Genomic DNA, 21,588 nt, shown 5'->3' on the forward strand with positions numbered 1-21,588 from the left:
ATTCTTCATGGTATCGTATCCTAATACTAATATATAGTGATGTTTTGTAAAATGATCACCTATATTTGCCTAACCATGGGAAAGAGATATTGGTTATAAAAAATTGCCCACACTATGATTTCTCCCAAATTTGTAAACAGCAATTAAGAAAAAAGCGAGCGCAAAGGCAAAGAGAATCAGTATATTTAAATATAAGCTTCCGAAATGATGCCCTTGCTGTAATTTCAATAGCGTATCTAACGCCCACCGCTGCGGAAGAAAATCAGCCATTTTTTGCGCAAACGCAGGCATAATATCCACTGGCCAAAAACATCCAGCAAGCATGCATGTAGGAACCGTTAATAAATTTTGCATCGCTCCTGAAGAAGCGGAACTGCTCGCAAAAGCCACTGTCATTAACGCTACTCCAATGGCTACCAAGGCAAAAAGCATAAGGATCGTTGTCATTTGCCAAAAAGGAATATTTGTTTTGATGTGAAATACTGTATCCATCATGATTAGCGTAATGATAATCTGTCCCGTCATTACGATCATGTTGACGATGACATTTGATAATACATACTGCTTTGCATTAATAGGAGTGGATAATAATCGGAAATAGGTTCGATTTTCTTTTTCTTTAATAATGATTTCGGCTAAATTTCCCGCCGATAAAAGCATGATCATGAGCAAATATCCGATCGTTTGATACGTCATATATTTGTGTTTCGATGTATCTTGTAACGAATGGACTGACATGTTGAACGGAGCTTGCTGATAACGTTTGTACATTTCCAAAAACGTATGTTCATCCCCTTTTGCAATTTGGCCGAGGGCAGCAATATTATCGATGTAATGATACAGATACGATTTGATAAAACCTGTAATTTCTGTTCCCCGGATCGAAACGATTTGAATATGGCTAGGACGTCCTTCTTGAACGCTTTGTGAAAACCCTGAATGAAAAATAACCACACAGTCTAGTTTTCCAGACGTGATTTTGTCATCTATTTCTGATTCTTTTACATTCGTAACCGATATATGTTCAATGCTTTTGATAAAACGTATCGTATCATTGGTAATATAATGAGGATCATGGTTTACCATACCGACATGCAAATCCTTCGCTGTAGAACCGCCGTAAACAAGTAGAGATATTATAATCCCGATCAATGGAGTACCAAAATATAATAGTATATTTCTTTTGTTGCTAAACGTCCTTTTTAATGTATGCCTTATTAGCCAAACGAGATCGCGCATCTTATAATCCCTCCCGTCTTGTGAGCGACATCCCTGCAATCAGCAAAAACAACGCTGATAATCCGACATTTAGGAGTATGGCAGGAAAGCTGGCGGACAAATCGTTGGCATAAATCATTTTTGTAATAGCCGTGTTTGCCCATGTGAGCGGAGAAAGATTAGTAATCAACCTTGCTATTGTACTTGTAGCTTCTATTTTAAAATACGCCCCGCCAAAGAAAGACGCTAACTGTATCACCACCATGACAATCATTTTCGCAGCTCCTTCTGTCCTTGCAATGTAGCTGATGCCTAGCCCGAAACTAACGGCGAATAGTACTTCGGTGAACACTACAAGGTATACGAGTGCAAGGTGGTTTCCCCAATACGCTTTGAAGACAAACTTACTGAAAACGATGATAATGGCAACGCAAAGAAAATTGGTAACCATGCTTCCGAGTATTTTTCCGATAAAAATTTCACTTTTATGAATTGGCGCCGCTAGTAACCGATCTGCTGTTTTCCGTGTTCTTTCTCCCCTTATTAAATAACTGGCCGATACGGCTCCATAAAGAGCAATCATCGTTGTCATCGTAATGGCATAATAGTCCATGGCGCCTGGTTGCCGTTTAGAATGCAGGGAGGTTTCTTGTATATAATCATCACGATGGCCGTTGTTCATCAGCATATGGACTTGATTGGGCTTCACTTGCGTCACAGCCGCAACCATATTATATTTATCGGCAAAAGCAGCCACCATTCCTTGAATAATACTGCCTTTGACCGAATTGTTATTGTTCGTATACAGCTGTACGCCTTGATTATCGATTTCCATGTAACCGTCATAATTCCCCTGCTTGACCTCTCTTCTCCCATCCATATGATGGGAAGCTTTTTTGAAATGAATGTCAGATTTCTTTGCTTCTTTTATAAATGTACGAACATATGTGGAAAACTCCCCAGCCGTTTTGTCTTTGTACAAAACATGAATATCCCCTACCGAAATGGTGGAATCAAAAGCATTAGAAAGAGCTGTACCAAGTATTAACATGAGCACAATCGGAAATGCAAGCATAAAAATAAGCGTTCTCACATCACGAAAATCTCTTTTTATTTCCTTTATGGCGATATTAACGATATTCAAGAAAAAACCTCCTTTATATTACGGTAGGTTAAAAGGCTAATCTCTTAAATTTCTTCCCGTTAAGGTAAGGAAGACCGTTTCTAAATTTGGCGGCTTTTCTTCCAGTGAACGTATTTCCACGCCATCATTCATCAAACATTGGATAATGCGGTTAAGGTTATTGACTCCTATATCCGAGCTAATTTTCACCATGTTTTCTTCGCATTGCACTGCCTTTACCCCACTAATGGCTTTAAGTTTGTTGATATCCATGTTATCCATTGATTTGACTCCAATCCAAACGTCTTTTGTATTCGTGATAATCGCTTCAAGCTGTTCTTTCGTTCCCTCCGCAATGATTTTTCCATGATCGATGATGGCAATTCGCGTGCAGATTTCTTCGACTTCCTCCATATAGTGGCTTGTATAAATGATCGTACATCCCATTTCGTTGAGCTTTTTGACAGAGGCCAAAATATAATTTCTAGATTGCGGATCAATGCCCACGGTAGGCTCATCCATAATAATCAGCTTCGGTCGGTGGGCGATCGCGCAAGCGATATTTAATCTGCGTTTCATTCCGCCTGAAAAATTTTTCGGATAGCTTTTTTGTTTATCGCTTAATCCGACAAACTGTAATGCTTCTTCTACCCGCTCATGTAGCTGGGAACCACGCAGTCCGTATAAGCCGGCAAAAAATTTCACATTTTCATATGCCGTTAAATCTTCATAAATCGCAATATCTTGGGGAACGATGCCGATATTTCTTTTCGCAAAATGACTATGTTTGCCAATGTCTTTTCCAAGAATCTTGATCTCACCCGCATTGGGACGCAGCAGCCCGGAAATCATATTGATTGTCGTACTTTTCCCAGCGCCGTTTGCCCCGAGGAATCCAAATATTTCCCCTTCCGCTACCGTTAAAGACATATTATCTACTGCGATGAAGTCGCCAAATTTTTTCGTTACGTTTTTGATTTCTAATATGTTCATCCCTTCACCCTCTTTACCTGCTTTATGTTGCTTATTATAGAAAAAAAGATGAACCCCTGTAAGTGTAGGAGTTCATCTTCTTCACATGAGAATTTTCATGTTTTCTGCATGAGGTCATTCATTGAAGAATAGGAAGCAACGTTGTCACAGAAAAGCCTTTTGTGCCATCGACAATTACAGTGCCGTTTACCGAAGCGGCCCGTTCTTCCATTCCCATGATTCCAAGGCCTTTTTTTATTTTTTCGGCGCCTTTTCCATTATCTTTCACTTCCACTTTAATGAGAGTGTTAAGTACATGAATCTCAACGGAAACAACAGTCGCTTCCGCATATTTCATCGCATTCGTTAACGCCTCGGCAATATTCTCATAAATAATTTTCCATTGGATAGGGGAAATGACCTCCAAATCCCCTTTGCATACAAGCGGAATTTGAATGTGGTGTTTAGCCGAAAATTCCTCTATGAATAATCTCACTCGATTCATACCGATTTGTTCGGATGGGGGCTTTATTTGTTTTAACGTCATTCTTATATTTTCAATTCCTTCTTTCGAGATATGGATGGCGTTTTGCAATAGTTCTTTTGCTTTTTCTTTGTCCATGTCCATTAAGCGCTTCGCCGCTTCCAACTGAATCAGCGCCCCGGTCATGGAATGTCCGATTTTATCATGGATTTCTTGAGACAGCCGGTTTCGTTCCTCTAATTGAAGCGTATATTCTGACTGCTTTATGTATTCATGATATTCGTTTAAACTTTTGGTTAATCGTTGCATATCTTTCCGCATTTTATCAAGGCGGTCTTCCAATTGTTCTGCTCTAAACGTGTACTGTTTTGCCATAGTAACACCCATAAAAGTAAACGACGCAACAAGCCCATATATAGGATATACTTCTTCTTGGACAAAGAAAATTGGAAGCAAAAGCAAGAGAAACAGCATCCATTTTTTACGTATATGGCCAGAAGCGAATTCATATAGATTGATGGGCAAAAGCAAAATAAATAAAGGGTAAATATAGAAACTCGCAGTAAGTATAAGACAGATCGATAGCAGCACCGCGCCCTTTTTCACTGTATCTTTTTTGACGATGTAAATGACCATATTGATACAAAAGTAGACAAGAGAAGAAAAGACAAACCAAGAAATAGCGGTATTATCAGAGTACACGTAACAGACAGCCACATAGACCCACACGATTAGTTTGCTCAGGATGAACCAAAGCTCCATTGATCTCCCTCAACTAATTTTTCCTGTTAAATAATAAATGGCGATCTGTGTGCGATGCTGTAATCCTGTTTTATCTAAAATCGAAGTGATGTAATTGGCGACTGTTCCTTCCGATATAAAAAGCTGTTTCGAAATTTCTTTGTTCGAAAGCCCTTTCGCAATGAAAGACATAATTTCCATTTCTCGTTCCGTAAAAAGGCTCTTGTCGATTTTAGGTTCTGCTTCTTTTTCTTCTTTTAAGCTGGACTTGATCTTTTCCATTACGACATCCTGCATAATGATATTTCCGTTATATACTGCTTTAATCGCTTCCCGTATCCTCTCTGGGTCGGTATTTTTCAAAAAATATCCTTTCGCGCCGTTTCGCATGGCATCTAAAATATATTCATCGTCATCAAAAGTAGTAAGTATAAGAGGTTTCGTCTTTGTTTGCTCACATATGAGTTTGGTCGCTTCGACCCCGTTCATGTTCGGCATGCGCACATCCAATAGCGCGATATCTACATCATGATTTTTGCAGTAATGGAATGCCTCTTGTCCATCATTCACTGTCGCTACAACCTCGAACTCATCGTACGTGCTTAATATAATTCGCATTCCTTCGCGAACAAAGGAATTATCATCGGCTATAATGACTTTTATTTTCATCTGTTTTGGCGAGGTGGTGTCCTTCATCCCTATTCACACCCTTTCATCTCCATTTATTTTACTATTTTATCTCTACAGCAGGCTAGAAAATCCGTACCTTCATTCCACTGCTTCTTCAGGAGCATAACAGGATAGAACGGACACCTTGTCCCTACCTACACATATTCAAAATAGTGCGTTATACATTTTGGTAAATATATTCCATTTAACAGATGAGGATTGGACGAAAAGGATCACTGTATATTTGGTCTGTCCGCTTCCTCTTTAGCCCTTTGATTGTTTACGATGGCGTAATTGATACAAACAATGAGCAACAACAGTAGACGGCAGATTCCCTATGTTTCCTTGTATATGGAAGTGTAATTGCTCTTCTTCAAACGACATGTTTTGATACATTTGTTCTTGCGAAAGCTTCGATTTTCTTGCCCGTTTTTTTATTCCCGATATATACAAGTATTGAATCGGGATCATCACAAGAAAATACAGCAAAGCAAGGCTTCCAAAAAATAGCCATTCCGATGACATCATATACTCCTCCTTTTTATATATTACGAACGAAATTTCCAAAAGTTTCATTTTCATTGGATTCATGATGCCGAACTTTGCTACAGGCGATGTTGAAAGGATATATTACATAGGAATAAGTGAAGTATGCATACGAAAAAAGAGATGTCGATAAAGACGGACATCTCTTTATTTACTCTTTTCGCTCTGCTTTCGCTTGTCGGCTAAAGAACCATTTATACATACATCATTGGGATGACGATGAGCGTTAGCAATGTAGGCGAAGTCAACTACCCAACGGCTAAAGCCGCGTGCTTCTGGCGGCTGTTCTCGTAAGTCCACCGATGACAGGAATGGCCGGCCCTTTGGAAATTAACGTTCCTAATGATTTCGTTAGCGCAAGCGGAATGAGGGCAGCCACCGTCGCAAACGCCGTCATTAAAATCGAACGCAAGCTCGTTTTTCCTGCCTCAATATTTCTCTATTCCCAGTCCTGTCAGCCATTCCGTTTACGCAAGAACAACATGAGTGCGATTCCCGCACCGGCAATTGGCAATAAAAGAATAAGAGAGCCAAATGATACCCCAAACAATTGGAAGCTGCTATCTATAATCGTGATGGATAACACCAATCCCCCAAGCAATCCGCCAAGTAAGACCAACACCATCAAAGCTATCTTCTTCATTTCCATCACCCTTTCGTGTCCACTTTTTCCTTTAGATGACTACGGTCTTATCCTACCAGCACAATGTTGCAAACTTATGACGAACCTTTACGGGTTTAATGAATTTTTCCTAAATCCATGAAGATGGGGCTATAATGGAGAGAGAATGAGGTGCAAGGAAGGAGGAAGAGAATGCCACATACATTGTTGTTGGTGGATGATGAAGAAAAAGTACTCGAATTTATGGAACCATTTCTGCGACAGGAAGGATTTGAAATCGTCACCGCCAAAACAGGAAAAGAGGCGCTACAAAAAGCAAAAGAAGTAAAGCCATCCCTTGTGGTGCTTGACTGGATGCTTCCAGAAATGAGCGGGATTGAAGTATGCCGCGAACTGCGTAAAACAAGCCGTGTCGGCATTATTATGGTAACGGCGAGAACAGACGAAACAGACAAAATTATCGGGTTGGAAATCGGTGCCGATGATTATATCACCAAACCTTTTTCCTTACGGGAACTAGCGGCCCGCATCCGCTCGGTATTGCGGCGAATAGAGGGGCAAGAAAATCAGGAAGAAATGATGCAGCGGGGCGAATTGACGATTTCCGAAGCACAATGCCGCGTATGGAAACGAGGAAAAGAAATTGCTCTGACACCAACCGAATTTAAATTATTACTCACCTTAGCCGCTAGACCAGGCGTTGTATATAGCCGCCTACAGTTATTGCAAAACGCCTTGGACGATGACTTTTTAAATGATGAGCGGACCGTGGACGCCCATATTAGCCGACTCCGCAAAAAAATCGAAGATGACCCTTCCAATCCAGTTTACATCCAAACAGTCTATGGATTTGGCTACCGGTTCGGTGAACGAGAATGAGCATCAGACGCAAACTGTTTCTTTCCATGGCGGCCTTTATTGTCGGCATGGGGGTCATATTTGCTTTATTGACCAAGGTTGTGGTCAACGATATACTCGACGTTATGTTACGTGTAGATAGAAGCAAAGAAATCGAAGAATTGTCCAGAATGTTTGCTGATTACTATGAAAAACATCATCATTCTTGGAATGGTGTAAAGCATGTCCATATCGACAAGGACAACGGGAAAAAGCATGAGGAATTTAGTATCCTACTTACGTCTCCTGAACGAAAACAGCTATATATGGCTGGAGACGCCAGCTATGAATCCATAGTAGGATTGGGGGTTCGAAGCAAAGTACAGGTAAATGGAAAAACCATCGCTTTCTTGTATTACTACGACCGCGAAGTCGGCAACATGTCGAAATTGCGGATGGGAATTACTAGTTCCGTCACTACTCTATTGTTGATCTGCGCCGCCGCTTTCGTTCTTCTTTCTCTCTTGGTCGCCTTTTGGCTGTCCAAACGGCTCACTGCACCGCTAGGCCTACTTATTCCCGCGATCGACCGTTTAGGGAAAGGTGAATTCGGTGTTCAAGTGCCTGTCGTCACGAACGATGAATACGGGAAAGTCGCACAAACGTTCAACGAGATGTCGAAACAGCTGCAACGCGCCGAGGAAGCCCGCAAAAATTTAGTTGCCGACGTCGCGCATGAACTGCGGACACCATTAACGGTCATTCGCGGCAAGCTGGATTGGTTTCAACAGAGCGGCTGTTCCATCGAGCCGGAAAGTTTACTGCCTTTGCAAGACGAATTGATTCGTCTTACTCGTCTCGTTGACGATCTTCATCAGTTATCACTTGCGGAGGCAGGAAAACTGCCGCTCGAACGCAAACCGACGGATATGCACGTGCTTTTGCAACGGCTGATCGAGCGAGTCACACCCAGCGCGGAGGAAAAAAACATTCATATCCATATGACATGTTCTACGGACAAAACAACGATTCTCGTCGACCCGCACCGCATCACGCAAGTGTTTCTTAACTTGCTTGTCAATGCAATTCGCTATACCCCTGAAGGCGGAGCGGTAAAAGTGACCATTGATGAAGAACCAATCCATAATGGAGAGAGCCGTATGCTGCGAATTGCGGTGGAGGATACAGGCATCGGCATCGCACCGGAGCATTTGCCATTGTTGTTTAATCGATTTTACCGCGCCGATGAGGCAAGAACGCGCAATCGGGGCGGAACGGGACTAGGTCTGGCAATCGCCAAAGAATTCGTATTGGCCCACGATGGTACAATCAACGTAGAAAGCACCCTAGGGCAAGGGACAACCTTTATCGTCAAACTTCCTTACTAACCATATCCTGTTCTTCTTTGGTATAATCGGAAAGGGAAACAAATTCCAAAAGGAGGAATGCACATGAGCCAGGCGCAAAAACTTGTGCAATACTTTTTATCCCACCGCAATGTTACGGTAGAGTTAATTAACAAAATCGAAGAAAAGCATTATGATTACAAACCGACACCAACGTCGATGACGGCAAAAGATTTAGCCACTCATATTCTTCTCAGCTTTTATAAATTCGCCAACACTGCAAAACATGGAGATCCAACGCTATTTACAGAAAAAATCGAAGAAACGGAGACCAATTTGCAAAAGCTTGCCCAAACATATACGGAAAAAACAAAACAATTGCTGGAATCCCTTACCGATGAAGATTTCGAGCGTGTTTTAGATCTCACGAACGTATTTGGCGCGAAAATCCCGACAGCGCAATTTTTGCAAATGGCGATGGACCATGAAATCCACCATAAAGGCCAGCTTTTCGTATACGTCCGCGAAATGGGGCATACCGACTTGCCATTGTTTGTCAAGCGCGGATAACAAAACACAACCAGGCGGCTCTCACTAAAGACCGTCTGGTTGTGTTTTTATATACTTGCTATTCCATTTGGCAGCTGCCGTCCATGCATTGGCCTCCTCCATCCGCTGCCAGCGGCCGCAATGGCGAGTTTGCGTTTTCCTCTTTCCACACTTTTTCAAGCGCCTGTATAAACACTTCTATCGGCTGCGCTCCGGAAATCGCGTATTTGCGGTTCAGCACAAAAAACGGCACGCCGCGGACGCCAAAACGGGCCGCCTCCTCCTCGTCCTTTCTCACCTCATCGGTATAGCGACTGCTTTCGAGAACTTGTTTCACTTCCTCCCGGTCCAGCCCGGCTTCGCCAGCCAGCTCGACGAGTACATCATGGTCGCTAATCCGTTTCGAATCGGTAAAATACGCTTGGAACAGCCGCTCTGTCATTTCTGGAAGTTTTCCGCGCTCTTCCGCATATTTGGCAAGGCGGTGAGCGTCAAACGTATTCGTCGGCTTCATCGTGTCAAAGCGGAACGTCAGCCCGACGGACTCTGCCTGTTTGCCAATATCGGCATTGACCCTTTTCGCCTCTTCAACCGAAATGCCATATTTTTGTGCAATGATTTCGTGAATCGTCATATCATAATGCTTTTTTGCGTTTGGGTCTAGCTCAAAACTGCGGAATATGACTTCGACTTGGTCTTTATGCGGAAACTGCTCAAGCGCTTCTTCCAACCGGCGTTTCCCAATATAGCAAAATGGGCAAACAAAATCGGACCAAACCTCTATTTTCATCGTATATGCACCTCGGTTTAGGCTCTCCGTTGCAAAAACAACAAGAAAGCAAAATTTCATGTTTCCACCTTATTGTAGCGAATCGCCATGCCGGCATTCAAATAAATGAACTTGGCATGCGTAAAAGAAACGCCGCTCATTATCATTTTGTAATGAGAAACTTCTTATTGAGCCACCATGTCACAGCCAATACAAGCAAGCCGAAAAGGATGCGAATCATTCCTCCCGCTTCGATACGGTAACCAAATCCAGGGACAAATTGATATATCAAAATCGATATGGCTGTCGTAAAAATGATAATAAACATGAGGATGGTAAAAGGTCTTTCTCTCACGCAAATGGTAAAAAATTGCTTTTTGCAAAAACTGCAACACAATCGCGGTGCCGGAGAAAATAATAATACAATCTACCATAAAAGTGATGAACTTAAGGCTGCTTCTTTCGTTTCTTGAGACTGGCTATGTGGTGTACAAAAAAAAGCCCAGGTAAACGCCTAAACCTTTACCTTGGATAAAACAATTATACTCTTACTTTGGAATATTCTTTCCTTAATTCATTGGCGATAATATTGCGCTGGATTTCGGATGTTCCTTCGTAAATTTTCGTAATCCGTGCGTCGCGGTAAAAGCGCTCGATCGGATAGTCTTTCATATATCCGAGCCCGCCGTGAATTTGGACAGCTAAATCAGCAATTTTGTTATACACTTCCGAGCCAAACAGTTTCGCAATCGCCGCTTCTTTTACAACTCTCATTCCTTGATCGGTCATCCATGCGACGCGATATGTAATCGACCGCAGCGCTTCAATCAGCATGCTCATCTCGGCCAACATATGTTGAATGGCTTGCTGCTCAAAAATAGGCTTACCAAATTGCTCGCGCTGCTGCGCATATTCCATGCAGTATTCAAGCAGGCGGATGCATGATCCTAAATTTCTCGCCGCCAATCCGGCGCGGCCGTTCGCCAATATTTTCAAGGCGTTGACATATCCTTCTCCCTCTTTGCCGAGCACGTTTTCGACCGGGACTTCCAAATTATCAAAGAAAATTTCCGCCGAATGCGAGCCTCTTAGTCCCATTTTCCGCTCCACTTTTCCTAAAATAAAGCCCGGAAAGTCTTTTTCGACGATAAAGGAAGTGATTCCCTTCGCCCCTTTGGAAGGATCGGTCACCGCCATCACGGTAAAAACATGCGCTTCGACCGCATTTGTAATATAATGTTTCGAGCCGTTGATAATGTAGCGGTCTCCTTTTCTCACTGCTGTCGTTTTCAATGCGGCCGCATTGGAACCCGCGCCAGGCTCGGTTAAAGCAAACGCGCCAATCCATTCTCCTGTCGCCATTTTCGGCAAATATCTCCGCTTTTGTTCCTCCGTGCCAAGTTCGACAATGCCAACGGTACCGATGCCGGTATGCGCGCCGATCAATGTCGTATAGCCGTTGTGCGTCTTCCCAAGCTCCTCGTAAATCGCGCATTTGCCGACCATCGATAGGCCTAGGCCCCCGTATTCTTCCGGAATGCTCAACCCAAACAAGCCCATTTCTTTCGATTTTTCGATAATGTGTTCCGGAATTTGATCGTTTTCTTCAATTTCCATCGCGACCGGGTCGACTACTTCTTTTACGAATTTTCGCACATTTTCTTTTAAAAATTCAATCTCTTTTGGCAAAGTAAAATCCATTGTATATCCCCTTCCTATTTTTCTTTTTCGTATTTTCCGTGTAATGGTAGAAGCGTTCACTTTCAATAAATTCGCCGCTTTGCGGTACGTCCCCTCTTTTTGCAATGCCTTTGCAATTAATTACTGTTCTACTTCTTTGACCGCCTGTTTTAACGGTATGATGTCATGGACAGTGATATGCTCTGATACAGAAATACCTTGCTCTAAGTTAAGCAGCTTGATCGCCTGGTCTCCATTAACTACCTCCGAAGTAGCAGTCACAAAAATTCTCTCGATCTCGTTGACCGATTCTCTTACGTTCCCAGGTCAGTGACATTATAAATTAAGAATTTTAACAATATTATATCTTTCCTCTATCTTACCATTTCAGATTGTTGCAAAACAACAACATTTCATTGCACTATCGCAACATCCACCCTTAAAGTGGCAACGGGCTGCCACTGTTTCAGAGATATGTTGGACTTTGGCAACACAATGTTCCATTAACCAATGCAAAACCATTTTCATGAAAAGACTCGACAGTGAGAAAAACGATAAATCAAAATCAAATGCCATTCCTATATAGAAGGGGTCACACGGATCATAATGAACAAGTGAGGCAAAAACTATTATTAAGCTTCATCGGCCTATTGGATAAGCAATGAAACAAGCATGTGAGAGAAGGAAGCTGGACCATCATGCAAGTGCTGGAACATCTTTATTTGATGGAAGCGTACATCGCGAACATGATTGCTGATACACTCGCAGACAGCAGCATTCAGCCAGCGGAAAAAACAATCCATCTGTGACACTAGAAGAAATGCAATAAAAACTTCACCCATCGCATCAGCATGATGAAAGCCTCCAAAGAAGCAACTTCTTCCGATTTAGAGTAAAAATCGCTCCCATATCCCGCATTCGGACCAATAAGCTTAAAACCATGGATTTCATTTGTCGGCTACCATGAAAAACGCCATCTCGCCCAAATCGAGGAATTAAAAGCGAAGTTATAGACCATGAACCTTTTCCGCCTTTATTCCGTGAAGAGATGAGAGTTTCTTACCACCTCCATCGAAGAAGCTTCTGCATAGAAGAAGGCGGTCTCCTTCTACCCGATAACTGCCATCGGAAGTCTTCTTGGATGCTCCTTCGCTAATCGAAGACATTCATTCCAAACACGGACGAACTCTTGATTGCAGGCGTACATCAGCTTAAATCCGCTTTCGATGCCCGAAAGAACACTTTTGGCCACGAAGAGAGAGACTTCCCTTCTTTCCTTGCCTGATGGATGATTTGGCGATGGAACGTATGTTCTTTATTAGAGCACAAAAAACTCCCGATTCATCTCCCCCTTCTCTTCGTTTCGAGGCGGAAGACTTCTCAAACACCTTTTAAAATCGGGCATTATATTTTACAATATAAAACAAGCGCTTTACTATCAAATTCAAAGGTTTTCTTCGCACGAATTTTTGCATTTTGTATGAAATATCACTGCGTTATATGAGCATAAATGGTGTATGATTAAGGTAGAAAGCGCAACTTACCTCAGCAGAGAGGAAGATTCTCATGGCAACATTTTATAAAATTCTTGTTTTTATACATATTTTTTCAGCGATATTAGGGATGGGGCCGGGTTTTATTTTAATTTATGTCGTAAAATCCGCGAAAACAATGACGGAACTTAAATATGCTTACGCCATTAGACGGCAGCTGCATACGTTCGTTATGATCGGGGGGACGCTTTTACTTATTACAGGTTTGTTAATGGGACTTTTAAATCCAGGCTTATTTCAAATGGGTTGGTATGTGACAAGCCTTGTTCTCTTCTTAATTGCACTCGCGATGGGACCGCTTGTATTAGCGCCTAAATCAAAACCATTAAAACATTTGTTAGAAACTTATAAAGGAGAAGACATACCAGAGGAATATATACGTTTATCCAATCAGCTTTTTCGTTACGAGCACATAGAAAATGGTATTTTTTTAATCATTATTGCACTTATGATTCTAAAACCATTTTGAGCATGTGCGGATATGCAGAAAATCTATTTAAAAATTCATCAATAGCCTTTTTTCATCGAGATAAACCCCTCATCCATCTATTTAACAAAACCTGAACCCCTAGGTCATAATGACTTGGAGCTTCAACAGTCTGAACAAAAACAGGGCAATGCCCTGCTTTTGTTCGCAATTATTTTTTGTTTTGATCCGCGAAAACCGCCATGGCATCGCGCATAAATCTTGCTAACCCTTCGCCAAATTGGTCGATGTTTTTGGTGAAGCGTTCATCGTCCACATACATTTGACCTAATCCTTTGAACGCTTCGAGCGAGTAATTGCCGAAGTTATTCAAAAAGTCATACCATTCTTTAATTGCCGCTTGCGCCTCCTCTGATTCAGGCGAGCCGTGGCGAAGGGCTGCAAGTTTTTTATAGATCGAATTCATTGTTTGGACCATAGCTTTTTGTTCTTCTTTAGACATGCTCCCGATTTTAGCGTTTGCTTTGTCGACAGCTTCATCTCCCCAGCGCTCACGGGCTTCTTGTTCATATGGATTATGTCTAAAGTCAAAGCCTTCAAACTTCTCTTTGTTCGTCATTTGAATTTCCCCTTTCATATGCTGAATGGTCTTATCAATCGTCGCAATCATTTTATCGAGCCGCCTGCGTTTCTCCAGCAGCATTTTTCGCTGCAGCACCAACGCCTCATGCCGATCAAACGAAGGACTATTGATAATTTCTTTAATTTTCTTCAAAGGGAAGCCAAGTTCTTTAAAAAATAAGATTTGTTGCAATTTCTCAAGGTCATCATCCGTGTAAAGGCGATAACCCGATTCCGTTGTCTTCTCTGGGGTTAATAATCCGATTTCATCATAATAATGCAGTGTGCGCACACTAATGCCAACCAAATCCGCAACTTCTTTTACTCTCATTGCCATCACCTTTGGCCTCCCTTCAACATTCACTATAAAGTATCACGCCGCGTGAGAGTCAACACAAGTTTTGAAAAAATATTGCACTCGATGCACAAAATATGCATAACACCGTTCAGAGATCCGAACAGTGTGAAAAAGCATCCATTTTCTTTCTGTTTATCCGGCTCCTGAAACAAAGCCATTTATAAACGCAAAATGACCTTATTTTGTTTTATTTTTTCCAACTAAAATATCTAGATCGATGGTTATTTCGCCTACATTCATATTTAACAATGCCTGTACCTTTTCCGCTGTTGCAGACCATGATAAAGGAGTCATACGAATCAGCGTCGGAATCAGCGATTGATTCAAGGAAACACTATAACACAACCGAAACTTATCTACAGCCTCAAAGTTAGCATTAAATCTTTGAACGATCTTTTGATTAGAATAAGACTGCTTTTCCGGTTCATCAAAAAAAAACTTCTCTTAGTTCTTTTAGATAATCACTTCGAGGAATCACTTTTATGACGATACCATTGCCATTCAACAGTCTTTGGAATTCTCTATAATTTGCTGGCGACAAGATGTTAAGGATTACATCAAATGTGTTGTCCTTAAAAGGGCTGTGAGCAAGATCAGCGACGCACCAAATCATGTTGGAATGATTCCTAGCCGCTACCAAAATACCTTCTTTAGCTATATCAATCCCCACTCCCAAGACTTCGCCTGCGGAAGGAAAGCTGATTTTCTGCTTGATGCTGGATAAATGCGAACCTTCTCCGCATCCCGTATCTAGTATTTTCACCGTGTCTCCCTCTAAACGCACCTCATTTTTTATCCATTCACTAATCATCTTATGCAATGGTTCAAAAAATCCATTTTCAGCAATAATCTTACGTGATTCAAATAATTCCTTATCGTACTTCGTGGCGAGAGGACGAGTCATCAAATTTACATATCCCTGCTTAGCGATATCAAAAGTATGGTTGTTAGAGCAAACTAAACTTTTCGAGTTCACGATTCCCATAGGGGATAAACAAATGGGACATTGAAAAATCTTTTCAAATTTACTGATCAGTTTGACACATATTATTTTTTTGCTCATTTTAACAACGACTCCCATCCTTTATCATAATTGGTTATTTTTGTACTTTTTTGCTTTTCATATATATCCTCCATTACTTTTACAAAATAAAAAACACAGGCGATCTGCCTGTGTTACGGTAAAGGAATGTGAACCTATCTAAGAAACCAAAAAAGATAAGTTATTTTCAGAAGAAAACAAAAATCCTTCCCTGGTTATCATTCTGGTCTTCCAACAAAGAATGGCATACTTAACAAAACTGATCCACTCGTAATAAATCTTTAGCAACCAGCCTGACTGCAGCACAAAATTCAAGCATATCTTTACGTGGATAAACATACTAAGAAGCATTCCTTACCTTTGTATGGCTTTCTATTTTTAAAGACATAAAAGGGGGGACAGATTCGTCCCCCTCTTTTTCTCATATCCTCATAATCGTATAACAATAGGTTTCCTTAAAAATAGGCAGACCAATCCCATTTACTCTACACACAGGCAGAGCCTTTGAACGTATTCAATTACCCGTTCAAAGCTTGGGATCGAAGTCTATAAAATGCCACAAGGAAACCCTCCATTCTCAAAAGTCGATAGTAGTATAACATAATAATTACCTTATCATCAACAGCAAAAAATATTAAAGCAAAAAAGACTCTCAATCGATCTTAGTGATTTTTTTGTTTTTTAAGATAAGCCACTTAACGATAACGAAGTTAAGAACGATACCGACTCACATGTTCACATTTAATGCTTCTTCGACAATTTGGATTTCCTTTCCCTTTTCCCCCATGGTTTGAACACCGAAAGGATAAACATCGCTATAAGCGAAACAATCTGTAGTGATATTCCGATGAAAAGGCATGTTCGATTAACCAAAAAATCGGGATTTTGCAGGGATTCCATTCCTTGAACGCTTGCAATAGAAGCGGCTTTTGATGACCATAAGTAAATCCCCACCATACCAATACCGATCGAAAGAATCGTTAACAACTCTTTGACGATGATCCAATAATATCGGAAGAAACCCCAATGGGTAAGCAACGAAAGCAATACGCCAGTAACTACGGTGCCGATCGTGGATGCTCTAACCGACGTTTTGGCTAAAAGATGCATACTTGTATAGGAAGCCTTCAGCACGCCCTCATCCGTCGTGACCGCCGCGGCAATGCTTAAAACCAAGAAAGTGACGGTTACGCCAAACATGATAGCCGCAAATAAGATGTGCAAGGTTAACAGCCATTTCTTAGGTGTTAATCCGATTTTCTTCATAACAGTATCCTCCTATCTATAAGTTAAACCGGTAACCCACTCCCCAAATAGTCTGAATGTATTGCGGGTTGGACGGATCGAGCTCAATTTTCTCACGCAGTTTACTGACATGCACGGTAACAGTGGCCATATCACCGAACGAATCCATCCCCCATATTCGTTCAAAGATCTGTTCCTTGCTAAAAACCTGATTCGGGTGCGTTACAAACAACAGCAACAAGTCATATTCTTTCGATGTAAGCATTACTTCCTTTCCATTGATGAAAACCTTGCGTGACCCTTTATCAATGACAATACCCCGGATACGAATTTCCTCTGTTTTTCGTTCAACACTACCGACCAGCCTTGCGAAACGGGAAAGATGAGCTTTAACCCTAGCAACCAGCTCGCCGAGGCTGAAAGGTTTGATGATGTAATCGTCAGCCCCCATCCCTAAACCACGGATTTTATCTACATCTTCTTTCTTAGCCGAAACCATTAGAATAGGAATGTTCTGTACTTTACGAACCTGCCTGCATATTTCAAATCCATCTGTATGCGGAAGCATCACATCCAGAAGAATAAGATCATACGACCCGTTCAACGCCATCTCTAAACCTTTGTCTCCGCTTGAAGCAATATCTACCGAAAAGCCGCTTGCCTCCAAGTAATCCTTTTGTACTTCTGCGATCACGGTATCATCTTCAATGATTAATATTCGTTTCATGCCTATTCCTCACTTCATTGCCTTTGATTTTTGCAACGTGAAATATATGGTCGTACCTTTTCCTGCTTGGCTTTCCGCCCATACCTTCCCGCCATGTTCTTCAATGATTTGCTTCACAATGGCCAGTCCAAGCCCGCTGCCGCCAGTCTCGGTATTCCGTGATTTCTCCGCCCGGTAAAATCGCTCAAAGATACGTTGAAGCGCTTCTCTTTCGATTCCAGGCCCGTTGTCGCAAATAGCGATGGTAACATCCTTTTCTCCAACGATTAGATCAAATCCGATTTCCAGCGTTTTATCCCGTTTATATTTGATACTGTTATCCACGATATTCATAATGACTCGACGAAGTTGTTCGCGATCCGCGACGACGGTTACGGGCCCCTTTCCGTCATATAGAAAGTTCATCTTCACGCCATTCAGATTCGGATCATACCGCAATTCATCCACGCAATCGGTTAAATAATCAACAATGTCAATATTCTCAAAGTGGAATGGCACCCTTTTTAAGTCCAGTTTAGAGAACAAAAACAAATCATCGATTAGATGATCCATGTCATCCGCCTTTTTGTAAATCATGTTCATATACTTGTCCAGCTTTTCTTTCGTATCGGCAATCCCGTCCATCACTGCTTCGACGCATCCTTTTATCCCTGTAATCGGAGTTTTCAGATCATGGGAGATGTTAGCCAACAGCTCTTTTCGGTTCTCTTCGTATTGTAGTTGAAGCTGTATCGATTCTTTTAACCTGCATCTCATTTCTTCAAACGCATCACTCAATTCGCCGATTTCGTCTTTGCGCTTCATGTTCACTTCGTAATTCAGATTCCCTTCCTTGATTTGTTCCGCTGCATGTTTGAGTGAATATATTGGTTTGATGATGCTTCGGGAAACAAGGAAAGTCAGGAATCCGTTGGTCAAGCCGATCACTAACAGCAAAGACAATATTACAAGAGGAAAAAACTTTTGCATAAAGTGGGCAAGTGGACTGGTGTCAGTGAACAAATACACGGTTCCGACAGACCCATCTTGAAAATGAAAATCGTGTGTTTGAATCACAAAAAAACGATCTTTTTCTCTTTTCCACATCTCCCATCTTTCTGTATCTTTTCTTAATAGTTCTTTTGACAAATCTACGTCTTTTAGGAATGCAGATGCAAAAACGGTTTTATTCTGTTTCGTGACAAGAAGACCGGAATTATTCGTACGCAGTTCTTCATCTACATTTTGCAAAAAAGTATGGTCCATTAGACGTTCAGGGTCATACCTAGATACCATTTTGATTCCCGAAAAAATCTCATCCCGTTTCTTAAACGTTTCTATGAAAGAAAACACCCACTTCTTTTGTTGATCGTCCTGGTAATATTCGTTGATTCCTTTAATGTCGTCCAAAAAGATTCCAATCAGCATCATAACCGACAAAATAAACAAAACTATTGGAATCATCACCATGCCAATGTATGATAGCAGCAGTTTTGTGCGAATAGACATCATCAACTCTCCCGTATGATGAATAAATGATCTAGTTCTTATCTTAGTATTAAGCTTTAAAAAAACTCTAAACAAATTCTAAAAAAAGTATAAAATCCCGAATAAATAAATCGTTTTAATACTATTATGCTTTTCATAATGCTTATTCTTCCGGCCGGAGGTTTTCACTTCCAACAAAACTGTGAATAGAATCCTCTTTATAGCCGCTTCCCCATTTATGCAATTCGAGCAGTTTCAGCGCTGGTGTTTCCTTCTTCTATGATTAGTTTGACAGCATGAAGGTTCAAGCGTTTTCCCGCGTTGAACACTCTCTTCTCCATGTAATTAGTTTTGTTATATTGGCGTGTCCACTTTTAGGCTAACATTCACTATCCCTTTCTCCTCTTTTTGTCCCAAAATAAAAAGGAATCGAGAAAAGCACTGTCAGGTACTTTCCTCGATTCCCTTCAATCCCATTCCTTCTCCCTTGTTTTATTTTCCAACATCGTCACACTTTTTTGTGTCGTCAGGGTTTTTTGTAGGGAGACAAACGGGACGCGTGTTTTTAACTTTTATTCGACCGTCACGCTCTTTGCCAAGTTGCGCGGTTTGTCAACGTCGCAGCCACGGTGCAATGCCGCATAGTACGCGATCAGCTGCAACGGCACGACGGAAACGAGCGGAGTAAGCATTGGATGAACCGCTGGAATAACGAAGCGGTCTTCCTCTGTCTCTAAACCGCGCATCGAAATGATGCATGGATTGGCGCCGCGGGCGACGACTTCTTTGACGTTACCGCGAATGCTTAAGTTGACGTGCTCCTGTGTCGCCAAGGCGATGACCGGCGTGCCGTCTTCGATTAAAGCGATCGTCCCGTGCTTTAATTCGCCGCCGGCAAATCCTTCCGCTTGGATATAAGAAATCTCTTTTAGCTTTAACGCGCCTTCCAAGCATACATAATAGTCAACAGCGCGACCGATAAAGAAACAGTTGCGCGTTACCGCTAAATATTCACGCGCGATTTTTTCCATCTCTTCTTTCGCATCGCACAGCATCTCCATCACATTGGCGACAATGGCAAGTTCTTTTACAAGATCAAAGTCAAGATCAATGCCTTTGGCCTTCGCGGTTGCAACCGCTAAAATGGCAAGCACGGCAATTTGCGCTGTATATGCTTTCGTGGAAGCAACGGCGATTTCCGGACCAGCGTGAAGCAATAGCGTATAATCGGCTTCACGGGACAGCGTCGATCCTGGAACGTTCGTAATCGTAATTGCTTTATAACCAAGTTTGTTGGTTTGCACTAGCACCGCCCGGCTGTCTGCTGTTTCGCCGCTTTGCGAAATGTAAATGAAAAGCGGCTTTTCCGACAGCAATGGCATATTGTACGAAAATTCGCTTGCGACATGGACTTCAACTGGAATTTTTGCCCATTTTTCGATCAATTGCTTGCCGACCAAACCGGCGTGATAGCTCGTTCCGCACGCAATAATATATATGCGGTCCGCATTTAGAACTTCTTGAATGATTTGCGGATCAATCGTCAGCTGGCCGTTCTCATCCTGATATTTTTGGATAATGCGGCGCATTACAAACGGCTGCTCATCGATTTCTTTTAGCATGTAATGCGGATAGGTGCCTTTTTCAATGTCGCTTGCATCCAATTCGGCCGTATATGGTGCGCGTTGGACGATATCGCCGTTCAATGTTTTAATCGTAATGTCTTCACTTGTCACAATCACCATTTCTTTGTCCATTAACTCGACGAATTGGTTGGTGACTTGAAGCATCGCCATCGCGTCGCTCGCCACCACATTAAAACCATGGCCGAGCCCGATAAGCAACGGGCTTTTATTTTTCGCGACATAAATAACTTCTTGATTTTTCGCATCAATCATGGCGATGGCATAAGAACCCTTCAACAATGTTAATGTCTTGCGAAACGCTTCTTCGACAGAAAGACCATCGTTTACAAATTTTTCAACAAGTTGCACGATCACTTCCGTATCCGTATCACTGCGAAACGCGACATCTTGCAAATATTCGCGTTTTAAAATCGCATAGTTTTCAATGACACCATTGTGCACTAACGTAAAACGTCCCGATGTGCTTTGGTGCGGGTGTGCATTGACACGGCTTGGCGCCCCGTGCGTCGCCCAGCGCGTATGGCCGATTCCGATCGACGCGCTCACCGTCGGGTCAACGACATTACGTAAATCAGCAATGCGGCCTTTTTCTTTAAACAAATGGATACCTTCATCGTTTAGCACGGCAATGCCTGCCGAGTCATAGCCGCGATACTCCAATTTTTCCAATCCACGCAATAAAATTTCCTTTACGTCTTGGTAGCCAATATAACCAACAATTCCGCACATAGATATAGTTCCTCCCTTTAGCGGGAGCCCGTCTTACAAAACGACCCAAAAACGTTTATTCTCTTGTCAAAGAACGATGTCAGGGGTCTGACTTTTTGTATAGACAGACTCCCTACTTTTTCGTTTTTTTTTTTTGCGATTACATCCTCCCCTTTGTCCAAAGGGTCACCCCTTTGTTTTAAGGAAGGACTTGCGGCTGTAATCGCCACAGCCGGGA

Annotated in this window: 19 protein-coding genes and 2 pseudogenes; 4 read left to right on the plus strand and 17 right to left on the minus strand. The window is 41.9% G+C overall.

The genetic code is table 11. The features are described from left to right. Positions 1-93: 93 nt before the first annotated feature. The 8 genes and pseudogenes from HT574_RS17760 to HT574_RS17795 all read right to left on the minus strand — a co-directional run bounded on the left by HT574_RS17760 (position 94) and on the right by HT574_RS17795 (position 6,396). Entirely contained in the window at positions 94-1,239 is a 1,146-nt protein-coding gene (locus tag HT574_RS17760) for an ABC transporter permease (protein ID WP_042409194.1), read from the minus strand. Between the two features lies 1 nt (position 1,240). Continuing rightward, positions 1,241-2,362 carry an ABC transporter permease gene (locus HT574_RS17765; protein ID WP_175245626.1) on the minus strand — a complete coding sequence of 374 codons (1,122 nt, stop codon included), beginning with the start codon at positions 2,360-2,362 and terminating at the stop codon, positions 1,241-1,243. Positions 2,363-2,398: 36 nt separating this feature from the next. Next, on the minus strand, positions 2,399-3,334 hold the full coding sequence (locus tag HT574_RS17770; RefSeq protein WP_175245627.1) for an ABC transporter ATP-binding protein: 936 nt from the start codon (positions 3,332-3,334) through the stop codon (positions 2,399-2,401). A 118-nt stretch (positions 3,335-3,452) separates the two neighbouring features. After that, positions 3,453-4,559 carry a sensor histidine kinase gene (locus tag HT574_RS17775; RefSeq protein ID WP_175245628.1) on the minus strand — a complete coding sequence of 369 codons (1,107 nt, stop codon included), beginning with the start codon at positions 4,557-4,559 and terminating at the stop codon, positions 3,453-3,455. Positions 4,560-4,568: 9 nt separating this feature from the next. Further along, on the minus strand, positions 4,569-5,207 hold the full coding sequence (locus HT574_RS17780) for a response regulator transcription factor (RefSeq protein ID WP_175245645.1): 639 nt from the start codon (positions 5,205-5,207) through the stop codon (positions 4,569-4,571). A gap of 264 nt (positions 5,208-5,471) precedes the next feature. Continuing rightward, positions 5,472-5,732 (minus strand): DUF3949 domain-containing protein, encoded by a 261-nt coding sequence (locus HT574_RS17785; RefSeq protein ID WP_175245646.1) that lies wholly within the window; start codon positions 5,730-5,732, stop codon positions 5,472-5,474. A gap of 310 nt (positions 5,733-6,042) precedes the next feature. Continuing rightward, a pseudogene (locus HT574_RS17790) lies at positions 6,043-6,186 on the minus strand (hypothetical protein); the annotation flags it as partial. Positions 6,187-6,207: 21 nt separating this feature from the next. Next, complete coding sequence (locus tag HT574_RS17795) at positions 6,208-6,396, minus strand: hypothetical protein (RefSeq protein ID WP_175245629.1); 189 nt, start codon at positions 6,394-6,396, stop codon at positions 6,208-6,210. 171 nt (positions 6,397-6,567) lie between these two features. Here HT574_RS17795 and HT574_RS17800 point away from each other — a divergent pair, with 171 nt between their 5' ends. The 3 genes from HT574_RS17800 (at position 6,568) to HT574_RS17810 (ending at position 9,128) form a co-directional block, all read left to right on the plus strand. Further along, the gene (locus HT574_RS17800; protein WP_175245630.1) at positions 6,568-7,254 is read left to right on the plus strand and encodes a response regulator; all 687 of its coding nucleotides are present in this window, start codon (positions 6,568-6,570) and stop codon (positions 7,252-7,254) included. Continuing rightward, positions 7,251-8,600, plus strand: a complete 1,350-nt coding sequence (locus tag HT574_RS17805; protein WP_175245631.1) for a HAMP domain-containing sensor histidine kinase — start codon at positions 7,251-7,253, stop codon at positions 8,598-8,600. The genes HT574_RS17800 and HT574_RS17805 overlap by 4 nt, the downstream gene beginning before the upstream one ends. Positions 8,601-8,663: 63 nt before the next feature. Continuing rightward, positions 8,664-9,128, plus strand: a complete 465-nt coding sequence (locus HT574_RS17810) for a DinB family protein (RefSeq protein ID WP_175245632.1) — start codon at positions 8,664-8,666, stop codon at positions 9,126-9,128. Positions 9,129-9,186: 58 nt separating this feature from the next. On the opposite strand, the gene HT574_RS17815 is transcribed toward HT574_RS17810, so the two are convergent. From HT574_RS17815 to HT574_RS17825, 3 genes are all read right to left on the minus strand, one after another. Next, positions 9,187-9,897 carry a DsbA family oxidoreductase gene (locus tag HT574_RS17815; RefSeq protein ID WP_175245633.1) on the minus strand — a complete coding sequence of 237 codons (711 nt, stop codon included), beginning with the start codon at positions 9,895-9,897 and terminating at the stop codon, positions 9,187-9,189. A 519-nt stretch (positions 9,898-10,416) separates the two neighbouring features. Then, on the minus strand, positions 10,417-11,577 hold the full coding sequence (locus HT574_RS17820; RefSeq protein WP_175245634.1) for an acyl-CoA dehydrogenase family protein: 1,161 nt from the start codon (positions 11,575-11,577) through the stop codon (positions 10,417-10,419). A gap of 120 nt (positions 11,578-11,697) precedes the next feature. Next, positions 11,698-11,838 carry a hypothetical protein gene (locus tag HT574_RS17825; protein WP_175245635.1) on the minus strand — a complete coding sequence of 47 codons (141 nt, stop codon included), beginning with the start codon at positions 11,836-11,838 and terminating at the stop codon, positions 11,698-11,700. Positions 11,839-13,122: 1,284 nt separating this feature from the next. Here HT574_RS17825 and HT574_RS17835 point away from each other — a divergent pair. Next, complete coding sequence (locus HT574_RS17835; protein ID WP_175245636.1) at positions 13,123-13,578, plus strand: DUF2269 family protein; 456 nt, start codon at positions 13,123-13,125, stop codon at positions 13,576-13,578. Positions 13,579-13,747: 169 nt separating this feature from the next. Here the strand turns inward: HT574_RS17835 and HT574_RS17840 are convergent, their stop codons facing one another. From HT574_RS17840 to glmS, 6 genes and pseudogenes are all read right to left on the minus strand, one after another. Further along, positions 13,748-14,494, minus strand: a complete 747-nt coding sequence (locus HT574_RS17840; protein ID WP_175245637.1) for a MerR family transcriptional regulator — start codon at positions 14,492-14,494, stop codon at positions 13,748-13,750. A 198-nt stretch (positions 14,495-14,692) separates the two neighbouring features. Further along, a pseudogene (locus HT574_RS17845) lies at positions 14,693-15,578 on the minus strand (putative RNA methyltransferase). Positions 15,579-16,298: 720 nt separating this feature from the next. Continuing rightward, positions 16,299-16,823, minus strand: coding sequence for a hypothetical protein (locus HT574_RS17850; protein WP_175245638.1), 525 nt, complete (start codon positions 16,821-16,823; stop codon positions 16,299-16,301). A 16-nt stretch (positions 16,824-16,839) separates the two neighbouring features. Further along, on the minus strand, positions 16,840-17,529 hold the full coding sequence (locus HT574_RS17855; protein WP_042409173.1) for a response regulator transcription factor: 690 nt from the start codon (positions 17,527-17,529) through the stop codon (positions 16,840-16,842). Between the two features lie 9 nt (positions 17,530-17,538). Beyond that, positions 17,539-19,020: a sensor histidine kinase gene (locus tag HT574_RS17860; RefSeq protein WP_254698720.1), complete on the minus strand. Its 1,482-nt coding sequence runs from the start codon at positions 19,018-19,020 to the stop codon at positions 17,539-17,541. A gap of 548 nt (positions 19,021-19,568) precedes the next feature. Beyond that, positions 19,569-21,371, minus strand: a complete 1,803-nt coding sequence (gene glmS / locus HT574_RS17865; RefSeq protein ID WP_175245639.1) for a glutamine--fructose-6-phosphate transaminase (isomerizing) — start codon at positions 21,369-21,371, stop codon at positions 19,569-19,571. Between the last annotated feature and the right edge of the window lie 217 nt (positions 21,372-21,588).

Source organism: Parageobacillus sp. VR-IP (assembly GCF_013357975.1).
In the GTDB taxonomy this organism is placed as follows: Bacteria; Bacillota; Bacilli; order Bacillales; family Anoxybacillaceae; genus Saccharococcus; species Saccharococcus caldoxylosilyticus.